This is a genomic window from Pseudonocardia cypriaca (assembly GCF_006717045.1).
Classification (GTDB): Bacteria; Actinomycetota; Actinomycetes; order Mycobacteriales; family Pseudonocardiaceae; genus Pseudonocardia; species Pseudonocardia cypriaca.
Genome location: NZ_VFPH01000002.1, coordinates 380,499 through 407,100, shown reverse-complemented (window position 1 = coordinate 407,100; position 26,602 = coordinate 380,499). Strand labels below are relative to the sequence as shown.

Below are 26,602 nucleotides of genomic sequence, written 5' to 3'. Positions count from 1 at the left end.
GACACCTTAACGGTGTTCAGGGATGCTGACCATATCGTTGAACTTAGTTAAGGAGACCCTGATGCGTGCTGCAGTAGTCACCGCCCCCGATGCGTCACCCGTCTGCGCCGACTTCCCCGAGCCGACGGTCCCGCCCGGTCACGAGCCGCTGCACCTCGTCGGAGCCGGCCTGCACAACATCGTTCGCGGGCTGGCCACCGGGCTGCACTACGGCCGCGGCCAGATGACGTATCCGCTGGTGCCGGGCATCGACGCGGTCGCCCGCACCGGCGACGGGCGCCTGGTCTACACCGGCTACGCGCGTCCGCCCTTCGGCACGATGGCCGAGCGGCTCTTCGCTCCCTTCCAGGCGGAGGTTCCGGCGGGGGCGGATCCGCTCGCGATCGCCGCGGGCATGAACCCCGGCCTGTCGGGCTGGGTGGTCCTCACCGCGCGGCGCAAGGAAGTGGGGGCGTTGGGCACCGTGCTGGTGCTGGGCGCCACGGGGATGTCGGGCAGCCTCGCCGTGCAGGGAGCGCTGGCGCTCGGGGCGGAGCGGGTCATCGCCGGAGGCCGCGATCCGGAGGCGCTGGAGCGGCTGCGCGGCGCGGGAGCGACGACCGTGTCGCTCGCCCACGACGGGCCCGACGGCCTGGAGAACGCCCTGGCCGATGCTGTGGCCGAGACCTCGCCCGGTCTCGTGCTGGACTACCTGTGGGGGCCCGTCGCCGAGGCGGCCTTCGAGGTGCTGGGTCGCAGCGGCGAGGACACCGAGGCGAACACGGCCTACGTGCAGGTCGGCTCGCTCGCGGGCCAAAAGGCGTCGCTGCCGGCTGACCTGCTGCGCAGCCGCCGGATCCGGATCACCGGGAGCGGCGCCGGATCGGTGTCCCACGAGGAGATGCTCGCCGAGGCACCCGAGGTCATGGCCCGGTTCGCCGACGGATCCCTGCACCTGCCCTACACCGCGTTCCCGCTGAGCCGGGCCGGTGAGGCGTGGGCGCACACCGGGCGCAGCCGCGTCGTCGTCGTGCCGGATTGAGCCGTCCATCCAGAAGTACGTGATCGGAGAGGGGAAAGTCATGCAGAAGAGGGCACTGGTGGTGGGGCTCGGGATCGCGGGGATGTCCGCGGCGATCGGGCTGCGCCGGGCGGGCTGGACGCCGGTGATCGTCGAACGGGCAGCCGAGCGTCGAACGGGGGGCTACTACATCTTCATGTTCCCGGAGGGTGTGCAGGCCGCGGCCGACCTGGGGATCGCCGACCACCTGCACACCCGCAACCCGGAATGGAGACCGGGCGGGAACTCGTGGTCGGTGGATCGCCGGGGCAGGCGGAAGCCGGCTCTGGGACTGCTGGACGCGCCCAGCGGGCTGGCAGCGGTGCTGCGCGGGGACATCGAGGCCGCCCTGTGGCAGAGCATCACCGGCGATGTGGTCGACGGCGGGACCGAGGACGCGGTCGAGGTGCGGTTCGCGACCACCCCGGTCGAGATCACCGAGGGCACCGGCGGGGTGCAGGTCCTGCTCGAGGACGCCGGCACCGGGAAGCAGTACCGCGAGGACTTCGATCTCGTGGTCGGCGCGGACGGGATGCGCTCGAGCGTGCGCCGGATGGTGTTCGGTCCGGACGAGGACTACATGGCGAACTGGAAAGCGATGATCTGCGCGTTCCAGCTGAAGGAGCAGGTGCCCTCCTACGAGGCGAGCGACAGCATCATCGTCTCGCGCCCCAAGCGTGCGATGTGGGTGTTCGGGCTCGCCGACCACGCGCCCTGCGCGTGGCTGACCTACCGCACCGAGGACATCCCGGACCGGTTCGCCGGGTCGTCGATCGAGCAGGTGCGCGCGGCCTTCTCCGGGATGGACGACGACCCCGTGGTGCGCCACGTGCTGGCCTCCCTCGACGAGGCCCCCGACCACGTGTTCGACTCGATACACCAGGTGAAGATGCCCCGGTGGCGCACGGGGCGGGTCGTGCTGGTGGGGGACGCGGCCTGGTGCATGAACACCTACTCGGCCATGGGCTCCTCGTCCTCGCTGCGCGGCGGCGCCGCACTGGGCGCAGCCCTTCAGGAGCACCCCGACGACCTCGCCGCCGCTCTGGACGCCTATGAGACCGGCCTGCGTCCCTACATCACCAGGCAGCAGCGCTCCGCACGGGTGAAGCAGCAGAGGTTCGTCCCGTCCAGCCGTCCGGTCCAGGTGCTGTGTTCGGTCGTCCTCGAACTGATCCGCAAGGTCGTCCACCGCCGGCTGACGGCGGAGTACACCGCATCGTCGGCCCTGTCCGGCGCGGCGCGGTGACGACCATGCGGAAGAGGGCGCTGGTGGTGGGGCTCGGGATCGCGGGGATGTCCGCGGCGATCGGGCTGCGCCGGGCGGGCTGGACGCCCGTGATCGTCGAACGGGCGCCGGAGCGTCGGACGGGGGGCTACTTCATCTTCCTGTTCCCGGAGGGCCGGCAGGCCGCGGTCGACCTGGGCATCGCCGGTCACCTGCACACCCGCAACCCGGACTGGGAGCCGGGCGGGATCACGTGGGCGCTGGATCGTCGGGGCAACCGGAAGCCGGCTCTGGGGTTCCTGGACCAGCCCGGGCCGGCAGCGGTGCTGCGCGGGGACATCGAGGTCGCGCTGTGGCGGAGCATCACCGGCGACGTGACCGGTGACGGGGTCGATGGCGGTGCCCAGGACCCGGTCGAGGTGCGGTTCGCCACCACTCCGATCGAGATCACCGAAGGCTCCGCCGAGGTGCAGGTCCTGCTCGAGGACGCCGGCACCGGTGCCCGGTACCGCGAGAGCTTCGACCTGGTCGTCGGCGCGGACGGGCTGCGCTCGTCCCTTCATCACCGCCGAGCAGCGCAAGGCACGGATCAAGCAGCAGCGGTTCGTCCCGTCGAACCGTGTGACCGAGGTGCTGCGTTCGGGCGTCCTCGAACTGATCCGCAAGGTCGTCCACCGCCGGCTGGAAGCGGAGGCCACCGCACCGCAGGCTCCGGCCCTGTCCGGCACGACGCGGTGACGACGATGCCCACGTCGAGCCAGGTGAACGCAGGGAGCGCAGCATGCTGACGAGGCCCGTCGCCGCCGCCTGGGGCGCTGCGGGCATCGTCGTGGCTGCCGGGCTCGCGCCGCTGCTCGTGCCGGGTTCGAGCCCGCCGATGTCGCTGGGGATGCTCGGGCTGATCCTCTTCCTGGTCGTGCACGGCAGCCTGACCTACGGCCGGCGCGGCGCGGTGGACTTCCTGCTCTGCGTGTACCCGGTGGCGTTCGCGTTCGAGGCGCTGGCCATCGCGACGGGCTTCCCCTTCGGCTTCTTCACCCACAACAGCCCCGGCCTGCACATCCTCGGAGTCCCGCCCACGGTCCCGGTCGTCTACGCCGTGGCGGGTTACGTGGCGTGGTCGATCGCCCGGCTGGTCATCGTCGGTGACCGACCCGGCCGCCTGATCGGTTCGGCGCGTTTCGTGGTCCCGCCGGTGGCCGCGCTGGTGCTCGCGGGCTACGACGCTGTGATCGACCCGGGCGGTGCCACGGTGGGGCGCCAGTGGAGCTACGGAGATCCGAGCGGGTTGTTCGGGGTGCCGCTGACGAACTTCCTGGGCTGGGTCGTCACGGGCTGGGTGGCCTTCCAGCTCTTCGCGCTGCTCGCGCCGCCTGCGCGGCGGATCGGCCCGGCCTCGGTGCTGCCGCCGGTCGTGTGGCTCGCCGTCTACCTGCCCAGCGTCGGCACCTTCGTGACCGGCGTGTCGGCGGATCCCACCGACGCGGTGGCAGTCGCAGGGCGGACCTTCCTGGTGGCCGACATCCAGGAGAGCGCCGTCATCGTGGGGTTGTTCAGCATGGGGACACCGGCGCTCATGGCGCTCGCCTGCGTGCTCCTCGCGCGCGACACGGCCGACGTACCCGATCGCGGGCCGGCGTCGCCACCGTTCCGAGGAATGCGCCGATCGGGGTAGTCCGCGCGCGACGAGCCCGACGACGGCGGCCTCACAACTTCACGACGAGAAGGCGTCGATGAGGTCGAGGGTCCGCTCTCTGTCGGCAGGAGTCCCGAGGGGCGAGAGGACGACATCGGTGGCTCCGGCGTCGCGGAACCGGGTCAAGGCGTCGACGATGTCCGTCTCGTCGCCGATGACGACGGTGTCGGCCGGGCTCGAGAGCCCGGCACGGCCGAGCGACTCGCGGTACGCCGGCATCTCGCCGACTGCGCCGAAGTCACGGGCGAGGGCCTCGCGGGCACGGTCGGGTTCGGTGCTCAGCAGCGTTATGACCTGCACCACGATGCGGATGTCGGTTCCGACGCGCGGCGCAACGTGCTCTGCGATGAGCTCGGGGGTGACCCACGTCGTCACGACGCCGTCGGTGAGCTCCCGGGCCAGTTCGAGCATGCGTGGCCCGAGTGCCGCCATCAGCAGCGCGGGGGGCGGGGCGGTGACGTCGAGCTTCGTGTCGACGGTGAAGAACTCTCCCGAGTGCCGCACGTGTTCGCCGTGCAGCAAGGGGCGTAGGACGGTCAGGTACTCGCGGGTGTGCCGCAGGGGCGAGGTGTAGGGGATTCCGAGCTGGTCCTGGATGTACCAGGCATGACTCGGCCCTATCCCCAGCGTCAGCCCTCCACCGGTCGCGGCCTGCACGGTGAGGGCCTCGGTCGCGGTGGTCACCGGGTGGCGGGGATAGGTCGTGAGGATCGCCGTGCCCATCTCGGGCGGCCGTTCGCCGAGAGTGGCCAGCAGGACGAGCGGATCCCACCTGCCGGGGTTCTGGTTCGTCCAGAAGCTGTCGAGGCCGCGGCGCGCGGCGTCGGCTGCGGCCGCCACCACGTCGTCTGGCGCGGCCGGGTTGATCAGGCTGGTTCCGATTCGCACGATCGAGATTCCAGTCCTCCGAGCCGGCGGGAACCAGGCCCAGTTACGCTCCGCAGCAATCACATTTTGTGATCGTGGAGGGGATGTGGAGCTGCGCGCCCTGCAGTACTTCGTGACGGTCGCCGAGGAGCTGCACTTCGGGCGGGCGGCCGAGCGGCTGAACATCGTGCAGTCCGCCGTCAGCCAGCAGATCGCTCGGCTCGAGCGCGAGCTCGGGGTCCGCCTCATCGATCGGTCGCCCCGGCACGTCCGGCTCACGGAGGCCGGCGCCCGGGTCCTGGAGGCTGCTCGGGAAACCCTCGCCGCCTCGGCGCGCGTGCGAGTGGTCGCCGGGGAGTCCGCCGCGAGGTTGCGGATCGGGGTGGCTTCGGGGCTCACCGACCGCTTGGAACGCGGGGTGGCGCTGTTGCGCGTGGCGGAGCGGCCCGCCGAGCCGGAGCTCGTGGACCTGCCCATGCCGGCGCGGCTCGACGCCGTTCGGGACGGCGACCTGGATCTGGCGCTCGTGCGCGGGCCGGTGGCGGCGACCGGTGTCCGGGTGGTCCGTGCGTGGTCCGAGGCGCTGTGGGCCGTGGTGTCCGAGAGCCACCCGGTGGCCGGCCTACCCACCGCCGCGCTCGCCGACCTGGACCACACCGCTCTGCGTCTGCCGTCGCGCGAGGTCGACCCGCCGCTGCACGACGCGATCGTGTCCGCGCTCGGCCGGGCCGGCGTCGGCCCGTCGGTCCGGCCTCCGAGCGGCACCGTGGTCAACGTCCTGATCGAGATCGGCGCCGATCGACACGCCTGGACAGTGCTGCCCGCCGAACAGCTCGCCGGACTCGGGTCACGCCGCGTCCGCGCGATCCCGCTCGACCCGGCCCTGACCATCGACGGGCACGTCGTCGCGTCACTCACCACGCCGGACATCTGCGTCACGTCGTTCGTGAAGGCCTTCGCCGATCGGTGAGATCGGCGATGTCGTCGCGCAGGTGGTTGGGCTCGCCCGGTGTCACCTGCCGGTGAAGACCGGTTCCCGGCGTTCGAGGAACGCGCGTGCCGCTTCGCGGGCGTCGTCGGTGTGGAAGGTGGCGACCATCCGTTCGCTCTCGACGTCGAGGTAGTCGGCCAGGGACATCCGGTCGGCGTCGCGCAGGTTGCCCTTCATCGCCCGGACCGCCCGCGGGGCGCTCGCCGCGAGCCGGGCCGTGAGCGCGGCGAGGTCGGCGGTGAAGGACTCGTCGGGGCTCACGCTGCTGACCAGGCCGGCGGCCTGCGCCTCCCGCGCGGGAAGCCGCCCGGGGAGCAGGAACAGCTCGCGGGCCCGTGCCTGGCCGAGGATGCGGGTGGCGAACCAGATGCCGCCGAGGTCGCCGGACAGGCCGGCCCCGAGGAACGCGGTGTTGAACACGGCCGCCTCGGCCGCGATCCGCAGGTCGCAGGCCAACGCGAGGGAGAGCCCTGCGCCGGCACAGGCCCCGTTGACGGCCGCCAGGGTGACCTGGGGCAGCCGGTGCAGGCGTTCGGTGATCCGGCCGACCCGGCGCAGCCGGGCCAGGTCCGCGTCCACCGAGTCGCCGCGCAGTGTGCGGCGTGCGGGCGGCGCGGCGAGGTCCGCGCCCACCGAGAACGCGGACCCGTGTCCGGTGACCACGACGACCCGGGTGCCGGGATCGCTCTCCAGTTCGCCCAGTGCGCGGTCCAGGTCGTCGAGCAGGTCGACCGCGAACGCGTTGCGGCGGCCCTCGTTGCGCAGCGCCAGCGTCGTGATGCCGTCGCCGTCCGTGCGATCCACGCCTGCTGGCACGTCGCCTCCTCCAGCCGCCGGGTGCGGCGCTCAGTCCTCACCGGTGCCGACGATCCCGCGCCGGACCAGATCGCCGACCTCGGCCGCGGGGTAGCCGAGTTGGGCCAAGATCTCGCGGGTGTGCTGGCCGACCCGCGGTGCGGGCGTGCGTGCGGGCTCCTCGCCGCTCCGCCACGGCGAGCGCACCACCGTGTAGGGCTCCCCGTCGTCGACGACCTCGACGAAGGTCCCCGAGGCGCGGACGTCGGGGTGCGCCGCGACCTGCTCGTAGGTGTTGATGGCGCCGGCGACGATCCCGTTGCCGACCAGCAGCTCGAGCGCCTTCTCGCTGGGGAGCTCGCGGAACGCCGGGGCGAGCTCGGCGAGCAGCTCGGCGCGGTGGGCGACCCGGTCGGGGTTCGTGGCGAACCGCGGGTCGACGGCCAGCTCGGGGCGCCCGACCAGCGCGCAGAGCTTCGAGAAGTGGGCCGGGGTGTAGGCGGACAGCACGATCGCCCCGTCGGCGGTGGGCACGACGTCGGCCGCCGGGGCGACGGTCGGCTGCCCGTTGCCCTTGCGCTCGGGCACCCGGCCGGTGAGGAAGTACTCGCCCCACGTGGTGCCCTGCAGGTGGATGGCCACGTCGAGCAGCGAGACCTCCACGTCGCGACCGGTGCCGAACCGCAGCCGCCCGATGTACGCGCCGAGCACCGCCTCGGCCAGTACGTGCCCGGCCGCGGCGTCGACCACCGGGACCCCGACCCGTTGCGGGTCCCGCCCGGCCTCCCCGGTGACCGACATCAGGCCGCTCTCCGCCTGGGCGGCGATGTCGAACCCCGGGCGGTTCCGCGAGGGACCGTGGCGCCCGAACCCGCTGACCGACCCGTAGACCACGCCGGGGTTGATCGCGCGCACGTCGGCCGGGCCGAGGCCGAAGGCCTCCATCACGCCGGTGCGCAGGTTCTGCAGGACGATGTCGGCGTCCCGGACGAGCCGTCCGGCCACGGCACGCCCCTCGGCCGTGCGGAGATCCACCGCCAGCGACCTCTTGCCCCCGTTGTAGGTGCGGATCATCGCCTGGCCGTAGACGCCGATCTGCCGGGCGGAGTCGCCGCGGGGCGGCTCGACCTTGATCACGTCGGCGCCCATGTCGGCCAGCGCCGCACCGGCCGCCGGCGCGGCGATGAACTGCCCGAAGTCGACGACCCGGACCCCGGTCAGCGGCCGCTCCACGCCGGCGCCACCTCCCCGTGCCCGTGCTCGTCGAGCCGGCCGAGGTCGCGCTCGGGGTTGATGAGGACCAGCGACAGCAGGCTGCCGACGACGATGACCACCGCGCTGATCGCGAAGCCGTGCCCGTAGCCGGTGCTCACGTCGGCACCGTCACCGATCGAGAAGCCGAGTACGAGGGGCGCGATGACCCCCGCCATGCTGTAGAAGGCGACAAGACAGCCCAGGACGGCACCCCGGTGGCCGGGCGGGACGAGGTCCGAGACGATCGTCAGCGCCACCCCGTACGCGGCCGAGTTCAGCGAGAACGCGAGGGCGACCATGACCACCTGCACCGCGCCCGGGGGTACCGCGGTGAACAGGTACATGCTCACGCCGCCCGCGACCACGAAGGCCACGGACAACCCGCCGCGAGCCCAGCGCCGGGACACCCCGCGGGCGATCATCCGGTTGGACAGGTACCCGGCGCCGACGGCGGCGACCGCCGCCACCGCGTAGGGCGCCGTCACCAGCCGCCCGGCGGCGAGGGCGTCGTAGCCGAGTCCCTGCTCGAGGTAGAGCGGCAACCAGGACACCCGCAGCGTGGTGGTCCAGTAGCCGACGAACGCCAGCAGCGCGACACCCAGGATCGTCGGCGTGCGCAGCTGGCGGACCAGCAGCCGCCAGTCCGTTCCGGTGTGCCCGCGCCGGGTCCCGTCGGTCCCCGGTGCGCGCGTCGCCGCCTCCTCGGGCGAGGGCCGGCTCAGCAGGAACCAGGTGACCAGCCAGACCAGGCCCGCGACGATCAGCACCAGGAACGCCGCGTGCCAGTCCCAGGTGGCGATGACCAGCGTCAGCACCGGTGCCGCGATCAGCGGGCCGACCGAGCTCCCCGCGCTGATCACGCCGGCGGGCAGGGCGCGCTTCTCGGGCGGGAACCAGGAGTGCACGACGTGCGTCGCCAGCGCGTACGCGGGTCCCTCGGCGAACCCGAGGACCACGCGGCACACCAGCAACAGGCCGAAGCCGACCGGGAACAGCAGGGGGACCATCGTCAGGATCCAGATGCCCATCAGGGTGGGCAGCAGCACGCGGACCGAGATCCTGGTGCTCAGCGCGCCGACGACGAGGGCCCCGACGGCGAACAGCCAGAAGAACGAGCTCTGCAGGACCCCGAACTCGGCCGGGGTGATGCCCAGGTCCCGCATGAGCGCGCTGCCGGCGAACCCGAGCGCGGCCTTGTCGGCGAAGTTCAGGAGCATGAAGGCGAAGGCGAGGAAGGTGGCCGTCCACGCGCCCCGTCGCAGGCCTGCGGCTCCGGCCGGCGTCGTCCCCGCCGTCGGAGGCTCGGTTCGTGGCGTCTCTGCCATGGTGTCTCCCGCGATCGGTCCGGGCACCAGTCAATGCGTCCGGATCGACAGCGTCAAAGACGTGAAACCACGCAAACTGATTGCTCCTGCCTATCGGTCGGTGGGCGATCGGTCGGGGATCCGCGCCACGGGGGAGCGTTCGGCGAACTCGGCGCGTTGCCGTCGGCGGACGGCGAGGTCGGTGTCCGCGGCGGCCTGCACCCGCCCGAGCCCGGCCGCCATCCGCTGCTCGATCGCACGCTCCCATGACCGCACCCGGTCCCGGGTGAACTCCAGGAACGCCGCCGTCGCCGCGGCCATGCGGCCCGACCGGTAGACGACCCCGATGTCGCGTCGCAGTGGCGGGTCGAGCTCCCGGACCACCGCGTCGCGCAGGTGCGCGTCCAGCGCCAGGCGCAGCGGCACGATCGCCGCGCCACCACCGTTGAGGACCATCGGCAGGACCGAGCCCCGCTGCGGCACCTCGACCGAGACCAGCGGCTCGACGTCGGCGGCCCGCAACGTCCCCTCGATCCACTCGCGGGTGGTGGCGTGCCGCTCGCCCAGCACCAGGGGGACACCGTCGAGGTCCGCCAGCCGGACGGTGCCGGGGAACCCCTCGTCGGTCCCGGGTGGGGCGACGAGCACGAAGTGCTGGGTGAGCAGCCGTTCGTGCACGAGCCCGTCCCGGGGATGGGGCAGCACGCTGACCCCGACCTCGCACTCGCCGGAGGCCACCAGCTCGGCGACCTGCGAGACCTCTCCTCGTTCCTCGATGCGCGCGCTCACCCGCGGGTTGGCGACCCGGAACTGGGCGACCCAGATCGCGGCCGGGTCGGCAGAGAGGTCGGCGAGGGAGGCGACGTCGATCCGCCCGGCCTCGAGGTCGCGGACCTCGCGCACCGCGTCGTAGGCGGAGCCGACGGTGCGCAGCATCTGGCGGGCCGGCCCGACCAGCGCCTCGCCGGCGGGCGCCAGCACCAGTCCGCGCCCGACGCGGTGGAAGAGATCGGTCTGCAGGTCCTTCTCGAGCCGGCGCAAGGACTGGCTCAGCGACGGCTGCGCGACCCGCAGTGCTGCCGCTGCCCGGTGCACCCCGCCGTGCTCGACGACGGCGAGGAAGTACTCGAGCTGACGCAGGTCCACGCGGCCGAGTCTGACAGGACGCGCGGGCCCGACCTCAGCCGATGCGGAGAGCCACGCCGACCCGTCAGAAGACGACCTCGCCGCCGATCACCGTCGTCGTGACGTGCAGGTCCTTGATCCCGGCCGGGTCGACTTCGAGGATGTCGTCACTCAGCGCGACGAAGTCCGCGAGCCGGCCGGGGGTGATCCGGCCGAGGTCGGCCTCCCGCCCGACCGCGAACGCCGAGCCGTAGGTGTAGGCGGTGAGCGCCTCCGCCGCGCTCACGCGCTCGGCGGGCGCGAAGTCCTGCCCTCCGCTGGTGACCCGGTTGACGAGATCGTGGATCGAGACGAGCGGGTTCGCGTCGGAAACGGGGGAGTCGGTGGACCCGGGGACGACCATGCCGGCGTCGAGCAGGGAGCGCATGCGGTAGGTGCCCGCCGAGCGCTCCGGGCCGATCGCCTCGAGGATGCCGTCGCCGAAGTCGGAGATGAACGCCCCCTGCGGGACGGGGATGACGCCCAGGTCGGCACACCGGCGCACCTGCTCGTCGGAGGCGATCGCGAAGTGCTCGATGCGGTGGCGCACCTCGCGCGGGTGGCGGCGCTGGGCCTCGGCGATCGCGTCGAGGACGTGGTCGATCGCCCGGTCGCCGATCGCGTGCGTGGCGACCGTCCAGCCCGCCAGGTGGTACGTGACGAGGGCGGTGTGCAGCTCCTCCGGGCCGAGCTGCAGGACGCCCAGGTTGTCCGGCTCGCCGCAGTAGCACTCGTGGACCGCCGCCGAGCGGCCGATGAGCGAGCCGTCGGAGACGATCTTCACGGGGCCGATGCGCAGGCGGTCGTCACCGAGGCCGGTGCGGATGCCCCAGTCGAGGGTCTGCCAGCCGTCGGGTCCGTCCGCCAGCGGGTGCAGCGCGTTGTGCCACGGCATCACGGTCATCCGCGGCCCGATCGTGCCGTCGGAGACGGCGGTGAGGTAGTGGTGCATGGCGGCGCCGCCACGCCCGATGCTGCCGTCGACGACGACCCCGGGCTCGGTGATGCTGGTGAGCCCGTAGGAGAGGGCCTGCTCGCTCGCGAGCCCGAGGGAGTGCGCGATCTCCTCGTCGGTCACCACGGCGGCGGCGTTGCGCACCGGGTGCATCGCGGTCTCCTGCAGCAGCCCCTCGGGCCGCCCGTCGGCGCCGCGGAAGACCCGGCCGCCGGGGATGTCCGGGTAGCCGGCGCGGTCCGGGTAGCCGGCGAGCTCGAAGGCCCTGGTGCTGGCGACGACCATGTGACCGGAGACGTGCTCGACGACGCACGGTCGCCCGTCGACGGCACGGTCGATCGCGTCGGCCGTCGGGTGCGCGCCGCCGAGGAAGTTCTGGTCGTAGCCGCTCGCCTTGACCCATGCGCCCCGCGGTAGCTCGGCGGCGCGCGCGGCCAGCGCGTCGTACAGGTCGGCGAGGCTCGCGACCCTGCTCGGCCGCACGTCGACGTTCGCGAGCCGGTTGCCGGTCAGTCCCAGGTGGTGGTGCGCGTCGTGCAGACCGGGGACGACCCGCGCCCCGCCGAGGTCGTGCGCCCGGCTCGCCCGGAGGCCGTCGGTGTCGTCGACCGCGACGATCCTGCCGTGGTGGACGGCGACGGTCGTCGCTTCGGGGTGGGTCGCGTCGCCCGTCCAGATCCGGCCGTTCTCGAAGAGGGCGTCGACCTTCACGCGCTCACCTCGGCGGTACCGACCGCCCGGGAACGGCGCTGGACCGTGCGCATTCCGATGATGCCGACGAGTGTCAGCACCGAGAGCAGCACGAAGAAGGCTGCGACACCCCATGGGCCGGCCACGCCGAGGATCGACTGCGCGATGAGCGGCGTCGAGCCACCGATGATCATCGCGCAGAGTCCGTTGGCGAGCGCCACGCCCGTGTACCGCACGTTCGCGGGGAAGGCCTCCGCCAGGAAGCCGGCGAGCATCGCGTAGTAACCGGCCGCGCCCACGATGAGGACGAACTGGGCCAGGCCGACGAGCCAGATGTCGCCGCTGAGGATGGCGAGGAAGTACGGGACCGTGACGGCGATCGACAGGACGACGCCGAGCACCATGACGCGGTCGCGGCCGATGCGGCCCGCGATCACGGCGGCGATCGGCTGCCAGACGAACTGCCACACGGCGATGGCGAAGCCGAGGTTGAGGATGGCCGCACGGGACTGTCCGAGCTCGTTCGTCCACCACGACACGAGGAAGGTGTTCTGGAAGAACGCAGCGGCGATGCCGAGGGTGCTCGCCGCCACCCCGCAGAAGACGATCAGGGGTGCGGTGCGGAAGACGGCGGCGACGGGCACCCGCACGACGTCGTGGTGCGCCTTGGCGTCGAGGAAGTCCTGCGACTCCTCGACCTTCGACCGGATGACGAGGCCGACGACCACGAGCACCGCGGAGAACAGGAACGGGATGCGCCATCCCCACGTCGTGAACTGCTCGTCCGGCAACCTGCCGACGATCAGGAACATGAGGGTCGCCAGGATCGACCCGGCCGGTGAGCCCTGCTGTACCCAGGTTCCGGCCATCGTGCGCCTGCTCTGCTGCGCGTTCTCGGTGGCCATGAGCGTGGCTCCGGCCCACTCACCGCCGACCGCGAGTCCCTGCGCGGCGCGCAGGAGGACGAGCAGTGCCGGGGCCAGCGCCCCGACCTGCGCGTGCGTCGGCAGCAGGCCGATGAGCGTCGTCGCCGTCCCCATGAGGAACAGCGTCGTGACGAGCACGTTCTTGCGGCCGAACCGGTCTCCCAGGTGACCGAAGAGCACACCGCCGATCGGACGTGCGAGGAAGCCGACCCAGAAGGTCGCGAAGCTGGCGAGGACGGCCGTCGCCGGCGATGCGTCGGGGTAGAAGACGCGGCCGAACACGAGCGCGGCGGCGGTGCCGAAGATGAAGAAGTCGTACCACTCGATCGCGGTCCCGACGAACGCGCCCGCAACGGCCCGCCGTCGACGGACATCCGCAGGTGACTGGGGGTTGGACATCGTCGATCCTCCTGGCCGGGGTCGGCTGACCATGGGTTAGGTCCTGGCCATGGCGCGCACGGTGCGCGCCGGGCTCGGGCGGCCGAGCCGGGCTGCCAGCCAGGTGCTGGTCTCGGCGAGCTGGTCCAGGTCGACCCCGGTGCGGATGCCGAGGCCGTCGAGCTGCCAGATCAGGTCCTCGGTGGCCAGGTTCCCGGTGGCCGACCTCGCGTACGGGCAGCCGCCGAGACCGCCGGCGGAGGCGTCGACGGTGGTGACACCGCGCCGGAGCGCGACGAGGGTGTTGGACAGGGCCTGGCCGTAGGTGTCGTGGAAGTGCACGGCGATGCGGTCGATCGGGACGCCGGTCGCCAGGATCGCGTCGAGCAGGGCGTTGACGCGGCCCGGGGTGGCTACCCCGATGGTGTCGCCGAGGCTCAGCTCCGTGCAGCCCAGCCCGATGAGCCGGGATGCCACGGAGACGACCTGGGGGATGGGGACGTGGCCCTCCCACGGGTCGCCCCAACACATGGAGAGGTATCCGCGGACGCGCAGACCGGCTTCCCGGGCACGGGCGACGACGGGCGCGAACATCTCCAGCGAGTCGGCGATCGTGCGGTTGAGGTTGGCCTTGGCGAAGCTCTCCGTGGCCGAGCCGAAGACGGCGATGTCGGTGACACCGAGGTCGACGGCGCGTTCCAGCCCGCGTCGGTTGGGGACCAGCACCGGGTAGCGGATCCCGGGCTTGCGATCGAGCCGGCGCAGTACGTCCTCCGCGTCGGCGAGCTGCGGCACCCACTTCGGGTGGACGAGGCTGGTGGTCTCGACGACGGTGTGCCCGGCCGCCACCAGGCGTTCGATGAGCTCGACCTTGACCTCGGTCGGCACGATGTCGGCCTCGTTCTGCAGCCCGTCGCGAGGGCCGACCTCGCAGATGGTGACGCTGCTGGGTAGGCCGGGCAGCGGTTCGACCCCGTAGTGGTTCACGTGTTCTCGGCGCGGAGCTCGGCGAGGACGCGTTCGGCGTGGTCGGCGCGGACCGCCTTGTCGGCGATGAGCCGGGCGACGACGGCGGGCACTTCGTCGGCGGTGGCGCCGACGGTGGAGGCGATGTTGCGGGCGTGCAGGGACATGTGCCCGCGCTGGATGCCCTCGGTGGCCAGAGCCCGCACCGCGCCGAAGTTCTGGGCGAGCCCGACCGCGATGATGATCTCGGCGAGCTCGGCGGCCGTGCGCACGCCGAGCAGCTCGATCGCGGCCTGCGCCACCGGGTGCACCTTGGTGGCGCCGCCGACGAGGCCGACCGGCATCGGTAGCTCCAGGGTTCCGACGACGTTGCCGTCCGCGTCCTTCTCGAACCGCGACATCGAGGTGTACCGCCCCGCCGGGGAGATCGCGTGGGAGTGGGCGCCTGCCTCGACCGCGCGGGTGTCGTTGCCGGTGGCCAGCACGACCGCGGTGATCCCGTTCATGATCCCCTTGTTGTGCGTGGCCGCCCGGTACGGGTCGGCCTCGGCCAGTGCCGCGGCGTGCACGATGTCGTCGACGACGGCGTCCCCACCCAGTGCCTCCTTGTCGAAGATCGCACGGGCCCGGGAGAGCCGCAGATCCGCCTTGTTGGTCAGGATCCGCAGCAGCGTCCGCCCGCCTGCGATCTGCCCGGCCCGATCGGCGACGGCCTCGGCCATCGTGTTGACCGCGTTCGCCCCCATCGCGTCCCGGACGTCGACCTGCAGGTGCGCCACCACGTAGGTGCCGGCGCGCGACTCCACCACGCGTACGGCGATGTCGCGCACCCCGCCGCCGAACTCCACGAGCTTGGGGTCCTGGGCGTCGGCCAGGTCGATGAGCTCCTGACGGGCCTCGAGCAGCCGCGCCCGTCCCGCCTCCGGATCGCGCACCCCGATGATCTGCACCTGGGCCTGCATGATCGGCGCGGTCGACGAGGTGAAGAAGCCACCGTGGATCCGGGCGACCTTCGCCGAGTTCGAGGCCGCTGCCACCACCGAGGCCTCCTCGGTGGCCATCGGCACCAGCACCTCGCGGCCGCCGACGATGAAGTTGGTCGCGACCCCCAGGGGCAGCCCCATCACCCCGACCACGTTCTCGATCATGTGATCGGCCAGCCCGACCCCGATCCCACGCTCCGGCGCGAACGCGGCGAGCCCTTCCACGTCGAGCCCGGCCGACTCCGCGACGGTCTTGCGACGGGCCTCCACGGACAGGTCCCGAAGACCCTGAATGCGACTGGTGCGCGTCATCGCCTCTCCCACCTCGGCGTGGCTTCTCGTCCGCGTTGGAACGCTAGTGAGCACTTGGGGGAGAGGGGATGTGTCAACCGACCACAGACGTGGCTACGGGCGTGGGCTGCTGGTCCACTACAGGTCGCGAAGCGTGGTGGCGGAGAGCCGCGCCACCCGAACAGCGACGCTGATCCGGAAGAGCCGGTCCGGTTCCTGCCAGTCGTCCCCGAGCAGCTCGGTGATGCGCTCCAGCCGCTGCAGCACGGTGTTCTTGTGCAGGTGCAGCGCGCGGCCGGCGGCGACCGGGCTCAGGCGGCTGTCCAGGTATACGGCGAGCGTGGTCAGCAGGTTCCCGCCGCGGGTGGCGTCCCACTCGAGGAGCGGGCCGAGGAGGTTGTGCACGAAGGTGCTGACGCGCGTCTCACCGGGGCCGAAGAGCGCGGTGTATGGCAGGAACTCGTCGGTGGTCGCGGCCGAGTCGGTGATCCCGAGTACCGGCAGCACCCGGGCGCACGCCGTGGCGGCCTCGAGCTGTGCGCGCACGTCGCGGGGCACGTCGCCGAGCGCTGCGGCCACTGCCAGCGTCGGGTGGTCGATCGCCCGGCGCACCGCCGTGTGGATCAGGGTCGCCGCCGCGGCCGGGTCGGACTCGCAGGTCAGCGCGACGACCTGGTCCGCGTGCTCGCCGATCAGCCCGCCGCCGGCGGCGCGTCCGGCCGCGCGTGCCGCGAGGCGACGGTGCTCGGCCGGGAGCGACAGGACCACGAGCGTGCGGAGCTCGGCGGTGCGGATGCCGCGGGACTGCGCGCGCTGCGCGACGCCTGCCCGCCGTCGCGGATCCCCGGACAACAGGTCGGCGAGCAGGTCGCCGCGGACCCGCTGCTCGGCCTCGATGAGCGCCTCCTGCTTGAGGCTGAGCAGGGCGGTGATCTGAGCGGCCCGTTCGGCGGTGCGGTGCTCGACCGGTCCGAACTCGACGGTCCCCGGCTCGAGGACGAGGGCGCCCAGGAAGGTCTGGCCTGCGACGACCGCGACGACCACCTCGTGCCCGGGCCTGCCGAGGGTCACGCACCGGCCGCTACGACGGCTCTCGTCCACGGCCCGCCGGATCTCGTCCCTCCGGGGCCCGTCCTCGCGGTCGCGCCCGCTTCCCACGGGAGCCGGGGCGTCGGCGGTCGGGCCTGCTGCCGATGCGGTCGGGTGGAGGTCGGCGTCGAGGACGGTGACCCGGCAGCGCAGGGCCTTCCCGAGCGCGCCTGCGACCGCGGTGGTGTCCCCGCCCTGGAGAACCAGCGTGGTCAGGTCGGAGTGGACGCCGCTGGCGCGTTCCATGGCCTCGACGTGACGGGCCAGCTGGCCGTAGGCGCGGCGGGTCTCCTCGGCCGCGTCCTGGGTGCGGGCGAGCAGGCGTGCGGTCTGCAGGACGATCGCGGCGTGATCGGCGAACGCCGACAGCAGCGAGATCTCCTCCGGTGAGAAGGAGTGCTCGACGCGGTTCGCGGCGAACAGCACGCCGATCACCTCCTCGCCCGCGAGCAGGGGGACGCCGAGGAGGGAGACCAGGCCCTCGGCGGCCACGGTCGCGTCGATGTGGGCGTCGTGCGGGGCCTGCGTCATGCCGGAGTAGCTGGAGGTCCAGCAGGGCTGCCGCCGCTGCACCACCAGGCTCGCGAGCCCCATGCCGGGAGGTACGCGCAGCCCGAGGAACGTCGGGGCGACCGTGCCGAGGGTCGTGCGCACCCGCAGCTCACGGGTGCGCATGTCGAACTCGGACAGATAGGTCACGTCGGTGCCCACCAGGTCGTGGGCCCGCTCGACGAGCCGCTCCAGCAGCTTGTCGACATCGCGGAGCTGCGCCAGCTCCCGGGCGCTCGAGAACAGGGCGGAGAGCTCCTGTCCGCGGCGCCGCCACCGCTCGGACCCGACGCGCAGCTGGCGGACGCCGTCGCTGACCCGCGCCGCCGCGTCCGCCGGGAGATCCAGACCCGCCAGGAGGTCCCGGATCTCGGCGTCGTCGGCGTCCCGATCGGCCGCAGCTGCCTCGAGCAGGGTGACCACCGTGTCGACCGGGATGGAGTGGACGTCGTTGCTCATCGACTCGCCTCCGGATCCGGGTGGGCCACAAGACCATCTTCACCGCGCCTCTGATGGGCGGACCTCACACACCTCCGGGTGCCGGGCCTGCTGTGCCGCCAGGTCCAGCACTCCGACGCCGCCGATCCACCGGCATGGGCCGTCGGTACACCCTCACCGAGCCTATCGGTGACCGCTGGCCCATGTGCGCTGGACCACGCCGGCTCTAGCGTGCCCCTGACCAGCGGGCGCCCCGTCGCTACGACCCGACGCAGTCGAAGGAGACAGCGGAATGACGCTTCACGTGGGCATTGACGTCGGTGGGACGTTCACCGACGCCGTGGCGCTCGTCGACGGCCGGGCGATCCGCGGGAAGGCCTTCTCGACCAAGGACGTGACCACCGGGATCCTCGGCGCCCTCCAGGTCCTGCAGGAGCGGGCGGGCATGGGCGAGGCGGAGTTCTTCTCGTCGGTGGACCGGTTCGTCCTGGGCAACACGATCGTGACGAACGCGGTCGACGAGCAGAAGTACGCGGCCGTCGGGCTGCTGACCACGCAAGGGTTCCGCGACACGTTGCGCATCGCGCGCTCGGCGCGCACCGACGAGCGCGACCCCCACAAGATGAGCGCCCCCGTGGACATCGTCGAGCGGCGCCGCATCGTCGAGGTCGCCGAGCGGGTGGACGCGCACGGGCAGGTTCTGGTCCCGCTGAGCGAGGAGCGGATCGCGACCGCCGTCGACGCGCTGCTCGCCACCGGTGTCGAGGCCGTCGCGGTCTGCCTGCTGTGGTCGTTCCGCAATCCGGTCCACGAGCAGGCGATCGGCGACTACCTGCAGGCGCAGCACCCGGACCTCCCGTTCACCCTGTCCAGCGCGCTCACCCCGGTCTACCGGGAGTACGAGCGGATGGTGACAACGGCGCTCGACGCCGCGGTCAAGCCGATCGTCGCGTCGCACTTCGAGCACCTCGCCGAGGAGCTGCGTTCCCGCGGCCTGAGGACGCGGGTGCAGATCATGCAGGTGCACGGCGGTTTCCTCTCGGTGGAGGAGACCAGCAAGGCCCCGATCTCGATGTTCAACTCCGGCCCGGTCGGCGGCGTCACCGGCGCCCGGCTGCTCGGGCAGCAGCTCGGCCGCAGGCGGGTCCTCACCGCGGACATGGGCGGCACCAGCCTCGACGCCGCCGCGATCATGGACGACGAGTTCAGGTTGCTCCCGCGCGCGGAGATCGGCGGCCTGCCGACCAGCCTCACCGCCGTCGACATCGAGACGATCGGAGCCGGCGGCGGCAGCCTCGCCTGGGTCGACGGCCGCGGCCTGCTCCGGGTCGGCCCCCACAGCGCGGGCTCCACCCCCGGCCCGGCGTGCTACGGCAAGGGCGGCACCCGGCCCGCCGTCACCGACGCGGCGCTGGTCCTCGGGCTGATCAACGCCGACTTCTACCTCGGTGGCACCGTGGCCCTCTACGAACACGATGCCCGCGCGGCGATCCGGAAGCACGTCGCCGACCCGCTGGGGATCACCGAGGAGGCCGCCGCGGAAGGCATCTACCGCCTCTCCACCTCGCAGATGTCCAACGCCCTTCGCAAGATCACCGTCAACCGGGGCCACGACCCGCGCGAGTTCACCCTCGTCGGGTTCGGTGGGGCCTGCGGTCTGTTCGCGGCGAGCATCGCCGCGGAGGCCGGGGTGCAGGAGGTTGTCATCCCGCGCAACGCCGCGGTCTTCTCCGCGTACGGGCTCATGCACGCCGACTCGGTGTTCTCCGCCGTCCGGACCAGCCCGTGGACGATGCAGCAGCCGGCCGCCGAGCTGGACGAGGAGTTCGCCGGGCTGGAGCAGCGGGCCCAGGCCTGGTTCGAGGCCGAGGGCATCCCCACCGAGCGCCGCGAGCTCTACCGCGAGGCGGACATGAAGTTCGTCGGGCAGATCTTCGAGGTCACCACCCGGCTCCCGGCCGGCACGTTCACCGAGGCGGACAAGGACGAGCTGCGGGCCCGGTTCGTCGCCGACTACGAGGACGAGTTCGGCGCGGGCACCGCCTGGACCGAGACGGAGATCCTGCTGGTCAACTCCCGGGTCCGGGCGATCGGACGCAGCGATGTGCAGCAGGTGCACCTGGTCGACGGGGCGGACGCGGAGACCCACGAGATCAGCAGGCGCAGCATCATCGAGCCCCTCACCGGCAAGCGCACCGAGGTCGACGTGCACCGCGGCTTCGGCGGGCCGGGCCGGGCCGCCGGTCCCTGCCTGCTCGAGGAGCCGGACACCACCGTCTACGTCCCCAGCGGCGCCACGGTCGAGCTCACCGACGACGGCCACTTCCTGATGCGCCTCGACGCCGGCCTCTGACGGCCGCCCTCCCACGACCGTCGAAGGAGACGATCATGCCCAGGACGATCATGCCCAGCACGACCACGGCGCTGCCCGCCGGCTACGACCCCGTCACCCTCGAAGTCATCCGCATGCGCCTGGACTCGATCGTCGAGGAGATGGGCATCGCGATGATCCGCTCGTCGGGGTCCCCGGTCATCACCGAGGCAGGCGACTTCAACACCGCGCTGTTCGACCCGACCGGCCGCATCTACGCCTACTCCGACTACGTCCAGTTCCACATCGGCTCCGGCAGCGTGGCGGTGCAGAACCTGGTCAAGGCGATCGAGGGCGAGCCGCTGTCGCCTGGCGACGCGTTCATCAGCAACGACCCGCACACCGCCGGGGCCAGCCACCCGCCCGACACCAACGTGATCTCCCCGATCTTCCACGAGGACGAGCTCATCGGGTGGGCCCAGTCCCAGGCCCACCTCGTGGACGTGGGCGGCATGACCCCCGGTGGCTTCGCCCCGGGTGCCCGCGACTGCTACGCAGAGGCCCTGCGCCTGCCGCCGGGGGTGAAGATCTTCGACAAGGGCGAGCCGGTGGAGTGGGTCCGCCGGATCCTGCTCAACAACGTCCGCGTCCCCGCGCTGTTCTGGAACGACGTCCGCAGCCTTGTCGCCAGCAACAACACCGGCATCCGGCGGCTGTTGGGCACCATTGCCGAGTTCGGGATCGAGCAGTTCCGCGAGTACACCCACCTGTCCTTCCAGCTCGCGGAGCAGATCGTCCGGGAACGGATCGCCGCCATCCCCGACGGCAGCTACCGCGCGGAGGAGTGGACCGAGCACAACGGGCACGACGACGACCTCTACCGCGTGGCCTGCACCATGACGAAGCGCGACAGCCAGATCACCTTCGACTTCACCGGCTCCAGCGAGCAGACGGGCGGGTTCGTCAACTGCAGCTACGGAGCGCTGGTGGGCAGCGTCGCCAGTGCGGTCGTGCCCATCCTCGCCTGGGACGTCCCGTTCAACGAAGGGGTGATGACGGCCTTCGACGTCATCGCCGAGTCCGGCTCCATCGTCAACCCGACCCCTCCCGCCCCGATCAGCAACGGGCACCTCACCACCGGCGCCCGGGTGAGCCGCCTGGTCACCAAGCTGATGAACGAGGCCTGTCGCACCAGCGCCGACGAGGACATCCGCGCCCGCACCCAGGGCGTGTGGGCCGACTCGTGGACCGGTGGCATCTCAGCGGGCACCACCGAGGACGGCGAGTACTTCGTGCTGTTCAACATGGACGGCGGGGGCATGGGCGCAGGGGCCCAGCCGGAGGCGGACGGCCTCGACTGCGCGGGCATGATGACGCAGGTCAACAACATGCTGCCGGACGTCGAGATGAACGAGATGCTGTACCCGGTGCTGTACCTGTGGAAGCAGCTCAACATCCACAGCGCCGGGCACGGGGCGCAGCGCGGCGGCCTCGGGCTGGAGTTCGCCTGGACCCTGCACGGCGCCCAGGAGGTCACCCAGACGGTCTTCGCCCCGAGCGCCCAGGTGACCGCGGACGGGTTCGGCGGCGGGCTGCCCGCAGGCGGCAGCGGGCACGAGGTCCACCGTGGCGCGAACGTCGCCGCCCTGCTGGCCGGGGGCACCGTCCCCACCCGGGCCGACCTCGTCGCCGAGAGCACCGAACTGCTCGCGATCAACCAGCAGTCGGTCCCGATCAGAACGGGCGACGTCTTCGTCCAGTGGATCGCGGGCGGCGGTGGCTACGGTGACCCGCTGCTGCGCGATCCCGAGCGGGTCGCCGCGGACGTCGCCGACGGCTACGTCTCCGCGGCCACCGCCGAATCCACCTACGGCGTCGTCCTGGGCGACGACGGCGTCGACGCCGCGGCGACCGCCCGGGCTCGTGCGCGGATCCGCCGCTCCCGCCTCGGCGCCGACCCGAGCCAGGAGACCGCCGCCGGTGCGACGGCCGGCGCCTCCGCGCCACAGCGCGACGGAGACGGCTGGTACTGCCCTGCGAGCGGGGCGCGGCTCGGGACCGGCCCCGACTGGCGGCCGCACGCCCTCCAGATCACCCACGTCGCCGCCGACCGCCTCCACGAGCACGGGGTGCTCGTCCGGCAGCGCGCCGACGGCCCGCGGGTCCTCATCGACGAGTTCTACGGCCCCACGTGCGGCACCCTGCTCGAGACGCGGATCCGGGTGGAGACCGCACCGACCACGACGGCCTGACCGACCGACGGCGAACACGGAGGATCTGCATGTCCCCACACGGCATCGACGCGCTCGGCGCGCTCCACCCGGCCGGCCTGCCTGCGGGGGCCCTGCGCGGCGTCGTCGTACTGGACATCACCCGCGTCGTGGCCGGACCGTTCTGCTCCATGCTGCTCGCCGACCTCGGCGCGACGGTCATCAAGATCGAGAACCCGAACGAGCCCGACTACGCCCGCGCCTTCCCCCCGACCCTGCGCGCGGAGTCCGGTGAGGAGTTCAGCGCCTTCTTCGCCCAGTACAACCGCAACAAGCTGGGCCTGACGATCGACCTGTCCACCGAGGAGGGCAAGGACCTGCTCCGCACGCTGGCCTCCCGCGCGCACGTCCTGGTCGAGAACTTCCGCGCCGGCACGATGGACAAGCTCGGGGTCGGCTACGCGGAGCTGAAGAAGGTGAACCCGAGGCTGGTCTACACCGCCATCTCCGGTTACGGCCAGACCGGCCCGTACCGCCGCAAGCCCGCCTACGACAACAGTGCCCAGGCCACGGGAGGGCTGTGGTCCATGAACGGCTACGCCGACCGCCCACCCGTGCGGGTCGGCACCATCATCGGTGACCTCTCCGCGACCTTCTACGCCGTGATCGGCACGCTCGCCGCGCTCCGGCACGCCGAGCAGACCGGCCACGGCCAGCTGGTCGACGTCTCCCAGCAGGACTCCGTGCTGAGCCTCACCGAGAACGCGGTGGTCTCCTACACCGTCGACGGCAAGGTCGCCGCCCCGCTGGGCAACGAGCACCCGTTCGTCAAGCCGTACGAGCTCTACCCCTGCAAGGACGGCTACGTCTTCTTCGGCGGCTACACCGACAAGTTCTGGCGCCTCTCCTGCCAGATGTTCAGCCGGCCCGAGCTCGCCGACGACCCCGAGATCGACACCATGGCGAAGCGCTTCACACCCGAGGTCTACGAGCGCCGGATCCGGCCGCTGCTGCACGAGTGGTTCGCCGACCGGACCAAGATCGAGCTCGAGGAGCTGGCCGGGGACCAGGTGCCGCTCAGCGCCGTCAAGGACATCGGCGAGGTCGTCGAGGACCCCCAGATCGCCGCGCGCGACATGGTCGTCGACGTCGACTACCCGGACTTCGGGGAGCTGCGCATGTTCGGCTCGCCGATCAAGCTCGACGCCACCCCCACCAACCCACGAGGGCTGGCTCCCAAGGTGGGAGAGCACACCGAGATGCTCCTGCGCGCCCTGGCGGACCTCGACGACACGCAGCTCGCGGCCCTCCGCGCGCGAGGAGCGATCTGATGGCGGGGATCGACCTGGAGCGCGACGGTGCCGTCGCGATCATCCGCTTCGCCCGCCCCGAGAAGCTGAACTCACTCACCCTCGCGATGTACGAGGAGCTCGGCGACGCATTCGCCGAGGTCCGCGACGACGCCTCCGTGGCCGTGGCGATCCTGACGGGTACGGGGGACCGGGCCTTCTGCGTGGGCGCCGATCTCACCGAGTCGATCCCGGCACTCGCCGACGGACGCTTCGACATCTCGGCGTGGGACCCCGCCCACCAGAAGCACACCACGCTCTTCAAGCCCGTCATCGCGGCGGTCAACGGGCTGTGCCTCGGCGGTGGTTTCGAGATCATGCTCTCCACCGACATCCGCATCGCCGCCGACACCGCGGAGTTCGGGCTCCCGGAGAGCGGCGTCGGTGTCGTCCCCGCAGGCGGGACCCTGACCCGTCTCACCCGCCAGATCCCCTACGTCTGGGCGATGCAGCTGATGCTGCTCGGTGACCGGATCCCAGCCGCAGAAGCCCTGCGCTACGGCCTGCTCAACGACGTCGTCCCCGCGGCCGACCTCCTCGACACCGCCCTCGAGCTCGCCCACCGCCTCGCCGCCCGCAGCGGCACCGCGCTCGAAACCATCAAGGAGGCGGTGCTGCGGCTCGGCGACCTCCCGCAGGACCAGGCCTTCCACAGCGAGGCCCTCTACGGGCAGAAGGCCTTCACCTCACCCGACGCCCGCGAAGGTCTCGCCGCCTTCGCCGAACGCCGCCGACCGGAGTTCCCGTCCCGCAGCACCGTTCTGCCGCCGACCGCTCAGCCGCGCTCGACCGAGGCGCGGACGAGCTGATGCGGGGTCGCGCTCGTCCTCACGTGCCCCGCCGGCCCGTCGCCCCGCCGGAGGTGCTGCCCAGACGGGCGAGTGCAGCGGCGCTCGGGCTGCCGGGGTCCGCCGTGTAGAGCACCAGCCGCAGGTCCGTGCCCGGCAGCAGGAGGGTCTGGCACTCCAGCTCGAGCTCGCCGAGCTCGGGGTGGTGCAGGTGTTTGCGCAGCGTCGGTCGGGGTCGTACGTCGTGGCTGCGCCATCCGGCCGCGAAGTCCGGGCTGTGCGCGGCGAACTCGTTGACCAACTCGCCGAGCGCGCGTTCCGCCGGGTAGCGGGCGCTGGTCGAGCGCAGTTCGGCAGCGATCTGCCGGGCGAACTCACCCTCCGCGCCGGCCGGTGCCGAGCAGAGGGTGTCGCCCAGTCGGATGGAAAGCCGCACGGTGTTGCGCTCGCCGGCGGGCAACTGCTCGAAATCGACGATCAACGCGGCCGCGGCGGTGTTCCACGCCACGATGTCTTCTCGCTCGTCGACCACGTAGGCGGGTATCGGCCCGAGCCGGTGCAGCAACCGGCGGGCGTCGGCGGGCAGACGCGTGCGATCGGCGTCCGTGCTGGTCGGCACCTGCCCGGCCAGCCGCGTCAGATGCTCACGCTCCGCGGTGGTCAGCCGCAATGCCGTCCCCAGCGCGGCCAGCACCTGCGGCGACGGGCGCGGCCCGCGGGCCTGCTCCAGTCGCTCGTAGTAGCTGGTGGACATCCCGGCGAGCGCGGCCACCTCCTCCCGGCGCAGCCCGGGGGTGCGCCGGGCCCGCCGGCCGGGCGGGTGCGCGCCGTGCACCTGGTCCGGGCGCAGTGCCTCCCGCCTGCGGCGCAGGAAGTCTGCCAGTTCCCCTTTGCTCACGGCTCAGGTTTGCACGGCGACGCCACCTCATCCACGGACCGGTGGTCCGGGGATCACCTGTCCGTTCCGTGGCCGTGCGCCCGCGCCCAACCTGGTGCGGTCATATCCAGCGCGACATCGAAGGACCGCCGTGCCACGCACATCCGAAGAGACGTTCCGCCTGCTGCTGGACCTGCTGTTGAAGAAGGACATGGACGCCGTAGCAGACCTGTGGGCGGAAGACGGCACGGCCGAGTTCCCGTTCGCCGAGGGCACCGCGCCCCGGCGGCTGGCCGGGCGCGAGGCCGTCCGTGACTACCTGGCCGGCTATCCGGACCTCATGGACGTGCATTCCGTTCCGGTGGTCACCGTGCACCACACGCGACAACCGGACACCGTCATCGTGGAGTTCACCGCGCACGGGCGCACGGTGCGCACCGGCGAGCCCTACCGGTTGGACTACATCGCGGTGATCACCGTCCGGAACGGCCAGATCGTCCACTACCGGGACTACTGGAACCCGCTGGCCGCTGCCTCGGCCGCCGGCACGCTGCCCGACCTGCTCGGCTCGCTGCGCCCGGGGGACACCCGATGACCGGCGTGCTCGTCACCGGCGGCACCGGGAAGACGGGGAGCGCCCTGGCCGAGCTGTTGCGTGGGAGCGGAGTACCGGTCCGGGTGGCGAGCCGCAACCCGTCGGCCGGCGATCCGGACGCCACCCGGTTCGACTGGGATGACCCGGCGAGCCATCCCACTGCGCTGCGCGGGATGGACCGGGTCTACCTGGTGCCTCCGCTGCTCACCGTGGATCCGATGCCGCTGGTCGGACCGTTCCTCGCCGAGGCCGAACGCCTCGGTGTGCGCCGTGTGGTGCTGCTCGGCTCCGCCATCGTGCTGCCGAACGCACCCGGCGCGCTGGAACTGGCCGCACGGGTGCGGAGCCGGCCCGGGTGGGTGGTGCTGCGCCCGTCGGGGTTCATGCAGAACTTCCTGGGCGCACACCCACTGGGCGAGCGGATCCGGCGGCACGGCGAGATCCACACCGCCGCGGGTGCCGGTCGGCTGGGCTGGATCGACGCGCGGGACATCGCGGCCACCGCCTTCGCGCTGCTGACCGAACCCGACGGCAACCGCGACGTCGCGCCCGACTACCTGCTCACCGGCCCGAGGGCGCTGAGCTACGGGGACGCGGCGGCCATCATCACGGCCCGCACCGGACGGCCGATCCGGGTGCGACACATTCGGGCCGACGAGCTGGCAGGCAACTACCGGGCCGCCGGCATGCCGGCCGCGTTCGCGGCTGCCCTCGCCGCCGTGGAGACCGACATCGAGGCCGGTCGGGAAGAGCAGGTCAGCACCGCGGTGCTGGACCTGACCGGCCGCCCGCCCCGCACCTTCGCCGAGTTCGTCCGGGACCACGCCCACGAGTGGGCGAGCGTCGGCGAGGGTTGACCGGCACCTCGTGGC

General features: G+C 72.2%; 22 protein-coding genes. 11 read left to right on the top strand and 11 right to left on the bottom strand.

What is annotated here, in order from left to right; genetic code table 11:
• The first annotated feature begins 61 nt into the window (after positions 1 to 61).
• From FB388_RS19585 to FB388_RS19570, 4 genes are read left to right on the top strand one after another with little or no spacing between them, the layout of a single operon-like run.
• Positions 62 to 1,021, top strand: a complete 960-nt coding sequence (locus tag FB388_RS19585; RefSeq protein WP_142103644.1) for a quinone oxidoreductase family protein — start codon at positions 62 to 64, stop codon at positions 1,019 to 1,021.
• Positions 1,022 to 1,061: 40 nt separating this feature from the next.
• Complete coding sequence (locus FB388_RS19580; protein WP_142103643.1) at positions 1,062 to 2,285, top strand: FAD-dependent monooxygenase; 1,224 nt, start codon at positions 1,062 to 1,064, stop codon at positions 2,283 to 2,285.
• 5 nt (positions 2,286 to 2,290) lie between these two features.
• The gene (locus FB388_RS19575; protein WP_211362112.1) at positions 2,291 to 3,052 is read left to right on the top strand and encodes a Rossmann-fold NAD(P)-binding domain-containing protein; all 762 of its coding nucleotides are present in this window, start codon (positions 2,291 to 2,293) and stop codon (positions 3,050 to 3,052) included.
• Complete coding sequence (locus FB388_RS19570) at positions 3,046 to 3,939, top strand: carotenoid biosynthesis protein (RefSeq protein ID WP_142103642.1); 894 nt, start codon at positions 3,046 to 3,048, stop codon at positions 3,937 to 3,939. The genes FB388_RS19575 and FB388_RS19570 overlap by 7 nt, the downstream gene beginning before the upstream one ends.
• A gap of 39 nt (positions 3,940 to 3,978) precedes the next feature.
• On the opposite strand, the gene FB388_RS19565 is transcribed toward FB388_RS19570, so the two are convergent.
• Positions 3,979 to 4,848, bottom strand: a complete 870-nt coding sequence (locus FB388_RS19565; RefSeq protein ID WP_142103641.1) for a TIGR03564 family F420-dependent LLM class oxidoreductase — start codon at positions 4,846 to 4,848, stop codon at positions 3,979 to 3,981.
• 85 nt (positions 4,849 to 4,933) lie between these two features.
• On the opposite strand from FB388_RS19565, the gene FB388_RS19560 reads away from it, so the two are divergent.
• Positions 4,934 to 5,797, top strand: coding sequence for a LysR family transcriptional regulator (locus FB388_RS19560; RefSeq protein WP_142103640.1), 864 nt, complete (start codon positions 4,934 to 4,936; stop codon positions 5,795 to 5,797).
• A 42-nt stretch (positions 5,798 to 5,839) separates the two neighbouring features.
• Here the strand turns inward: FB388_RS19560 and FB388_RS19555 are convergent, their stop codons facing one another.
• The 9 genes from FB388_RS19555 to FB388_RS19515 all read right to left on the bottom strand — a co-directional run bounded on the left by FB388_RS19555 (position 5,840) and on the right by FB388_RS19515 (position 17,621).
• Positions 5,840 to 6,634 carry an enoyl-CoA hydratase-related protein gene (locus FB388_RS19555; RefSeq protein ID WP_142103639.1) on the bottom strand — a complete coding sequence of 265 codons (795 nt, stop codon included), beginning with the start codon at positions 6,632 to 6,634 and terminating at the stop codon, positions 5,840 to 5,842.
• 30 nt (positions 6,635 to 6,664) lie between these two features.
• Positions 6,665 to 7,846, bottom strand: coding sequence for a CaiB/BaiF CoA transferase family protein (locus FB388_RS19550; RefSeq protein WP_142103638.1), 1,182 nt, complete (start codon positions 7,844 to 7,846; stop codon positions 6,665 to 6,667).
• A complete protein-coding gene (locus FB388_RS19545) occupies positions 7,831 to 9,192 on the bottom strand; it encodes an MFS transporter (RefSeq protein WP_142103637.1) in 1,362 nt (453 codons plus the stop codon). Before FB388_RS19545 ends, FB388_RS19550 begins: the two co-directional genes overlap by 16 nt.
• Positions 9,193 to 9,282: 90 nt before the next feature.
• On the bottom strand, positions 9,283 to 10,317 hold the full coding sequence (locus FB388_RS19540) for a LysR family transcriptional regulator (protein ID WP_142103636.1): 1,035 nt from the start codon (positions 10,315 to 10,317) through the stop codon (positions 9,283 to 9,285).
• A 64-nt stretch (positions 10,318 to 10,381) separates the two neighbouring features.
• Complete coding sequence (locus FB388_RS19535) at positions 10,382 to 12,001, bottom strand: amidohydrolase (RefSeq protein ID WP_142103635.1); 1,620 nt, start codon at positions 11,999 to 12,001, stop codon at positions 10,382 to 10,384.
• Positions 11,998 to 13,305 carry an MFS transporter gene (locus tag FB388_RS19530; RefSeq protein WP_211362111.1) on the bottom strand — a complete coding sequence of 436 codons (1,308 nt, stop codon included), beginning with the start codon at positions 13,303 to 13,305 and terminating at the stop codon, positions 11,998 to 12,000. The genes FB388_RS19535 and FB388_RS19530 overlap by 4 nt, the downstream gene beginning before the upstream one ends.
• A 36-nt stretch (positions 13,306 to 13,341) precedes the next feature.
• A complete protein-coding gene (locus FB388_RS19525; protein ID WP_142103633.1) occupies positions 13,342 to 14,271 on the bottom strand; it encodes a hydroxymethylglutaryl-CoA lyase in 930 nt (309 codons plus the stop codon).
• Positions 14,268 to 15,545: a hydroxymethylglutaryl-CoA reductase, degradative gene (locus FB388_RS19520; RefSeq protein ID WP_142103632.1), complete on the bottom strand. Its 1,278-nt coding sequence runs from the start codon at positions 15,543 to 15,545 to the stop codon at positions 14,268 to 14,270. Before FB388_RS19520 ends, FB388_RS19525 begins: the two co-directional genes overlap by 4 nt.
• A gap of 117 nt (positions 15,546 to 15,662) precedes the next feature.
• Positions 15,663 to 17,621 carry a helix-turn-helix domain-containing protein gene (locus FB388_RS19515; RefSeq protein WP_142103631.1) on the bottom strand — a complete coding sequence of 653 codons (1,959 nt, stop codon included), beginning with the start codon at positions 17,619 to 17,621 and terminating at the stop codon, positions 15,663 to 15,665.
• Positions 17,622 to 17,892: 271 nt separating this feature from the next.
• Here FB388_RS19515 and FB388_RS19510 point away from each other — a divergent pair, with 271 nt between their 5' ends.
• The 4 genes from FB388_RS19510 to FB388_RS19495 are packed head-to-tail and all read left to right on the top strand — an operon-like array spanning position 17,893 to position 24,279.
• Positions 17,893 to 19,953 (top strand): hydantoinase/oxoprolinase family protein, encoded by a 2,061-nt coding sequence (locus FB388_RS19510; protein ID WP_142103630.1) that lies wholly within the window; start codon positions 17,893 to 17,895, stop codon positions 19,951 to 19,953.
• A gap of 35 nt (positions 19,954 to 19,988) precedes the next feature.
• A complete protein-coding gene (locus FB388_RS19505; protein ID WP_246122195.1) occupies positions 19,989 to 22,163 on the top strand; it encodes a hydantoinase B/oxoprolinase family protein in 2,175 nt (724 codons plus the stop codon).
• A gap of 29 nt (positions 22,164 to 22,192) precedes the next feature.
• On the top strand, positions 22,193 to 23,452 hold the full coding sequence (locus FB388_RS19500; protein WP_142103629.1) for a CaiB/BaiF CoA transferase family protein: 1,260 nt from the start codon (positions 22,193 to 22,195) through the stop codon (positions 23,450 to 23,452).
• Positions 23,452 to 24,279 (top strand): enoyl-CoA hydratase/isomerase family protein, encoded by an 828-nt coding sequence (locus FB388_RS19495; RefSeq protein ID WP_142103628.1) that lies wholly within the window; start codon positions 23,452 to 23,454, stop codon positions 24,277 to 24,279. The genes FB388_RS19500 and FB388_RS19495 overlap by 1 nt, the downstream gene beginning before the upstream one ends.
• 19 nt (positions 24,280 to 24,298) lie before the next feature.
• On the opposite strand, the gene FB388_RS19490 is transcribed toward FB388_RS19495, so the two are convergent.
• A complete protein-coding gene (locus tag FB388_RS19490; protein ID WP_142103627.1) occupies positions 24,299 to 25,156 on the bottom strand; it encodes a helix-turn-helix transcriptional regulator in 858 nt (285 codons plus the stop codon).
• 130 nt (positions 25,157 to 25,286) lie between these two features.
• On the opposite strand from FB388_RS19490, the gene FB388_RS19485 reads away from it, so the two are divergent.
• Both FB388_RS19485 and FB388_RS19480 read left to right on the top strand, forming a co-directional pair.
• Positions 25,287 to 25,730, top strand: a complete 444-nt coding sequence (locus FB388_RS19485) for a nuclear transport factor 2 family protein (protein WP_142103626.1) — start codon at positions 25,287 to 25,289, stop codon at positions 25,728 to 25,730.
• Positions 25,727 to 26,587 carry an NAD-dependent epimerase/dehydratase family protein gene (locus FB388_RS19480; RefSeq protein ID WP_142103625.1) on the top strand — a complete coding sequence of 287 codons (861 nt, stop codon included), beginning with the start codon at positions 25,727 to 25,729 and terminating at the stop codon, positions 26,585 to 26,587. Before FB388_RS19485 ends, FB388_RS19480 begins: the two co-directional genes overlap by 4 nt.
• The last annotated feature ends 15 nt before the right edge of the window (positions 26,588 to 26,602 follow it).

What these genes read in the sequence shown, in the direction of transcription:
- FB388_RS19585 (WP_142103644.1), top strand. Translation starts at nt 62, where the DNA reads ATGCGTGCTGCAGTAGTCACCGCCCCCGATGCGTCACCCGTCTGCGCC.
- FB388_RS19580 (WP_142103643.1), top strand. Translation starts at nt 1,062, where the DNA reads ATGCAGAAGAGGGCACTGGTGGTGGGGCTCGGGATCGCGGGGATGTCC.
- FB388_RS19575 (WP_211362112.1), top strand. Translation starts at nt 2,291, where the DNA reads ATGCGGAAGAGGGCGCTGGTGGTGGGGCTCGGGATCGCGGGGATGTCC.
- FB388_RS19570 (WP_142103642.1), top strand. Translation starts at nt 3,046, where the DNA reads ATGCTGACGAGGCCCGTCGCCGCCGCCTGGGGCGCTGCGGGCATCGTC.
- FB388_RS19545 (WP_142103637.1), bottom strand. Translation starts at nt 9,192, where the DNA reads ATGGCAGAGACGCCACGAACCGAGCCTCCGACGGCGGGGACGACGCCG.
- FB388_RS19530 (WP_211362111.1), bottom strand. Translation starts at nt 13,305, where the DNA reads ATGTCCAACCCCCAGTCACCTGCGGATGTCCGTCGACGGCGGGCCGTT.
- FB388_RS19520 (WP_142103632.1), bottom strand. Translation starts at nt 15,545, where the DNA reads ATGACGCGCACCAGTCGCATTCAGGGTCTTCGGGACCTGTCCGTGGAG.
- FB388_RS19515 (WP_142103631.1), bottom strand. Translation starts at nt 17,621, where the DNA reads ATGAGCAACGACGTCCACTCCATCCCGGTCGACACGGTGGTCACCCTG.
- FB388_RS19510 (WP_142103630.1), top strand. Translation starts at nt 17,893, where the DNA reads ATGACGCTTCACGTGGGCATTGACGTCGGTGGGACGTTCACCGACGCC.
- FB388_RS19505 (WP_246122195.1), top strand. Translation starts at nt 19,989, where the DNA reads ATGCCCAGGACGATCATGCCCAGCACGACCACGGCGCTGCCCGCCGGC.
- FB388_RS19500 (WP_142103629.1), top strand. Translation starts at nt 22,193, where the DNA reads ATGTCCCCACACGGCATCGACGCGCTCGGCGCGCTCCACCCGGCCGGC.
- FB388_RS19495 (WP_142103628.1), top strand. Translation starts at nt 23,452, where the DNA reads ATGGCGGGGATCGACCTGGAGCGCGACGGTGCCGTCGCGATCATCCGC.
- FB388_RS19480 (WP_142103625.1), top strand. Translation starts at nt 25,727, where the DNA reads ATGACCGGCGTGCTCGTCACCGGCGGCACCGGGAAGACGGGGAGCGCC.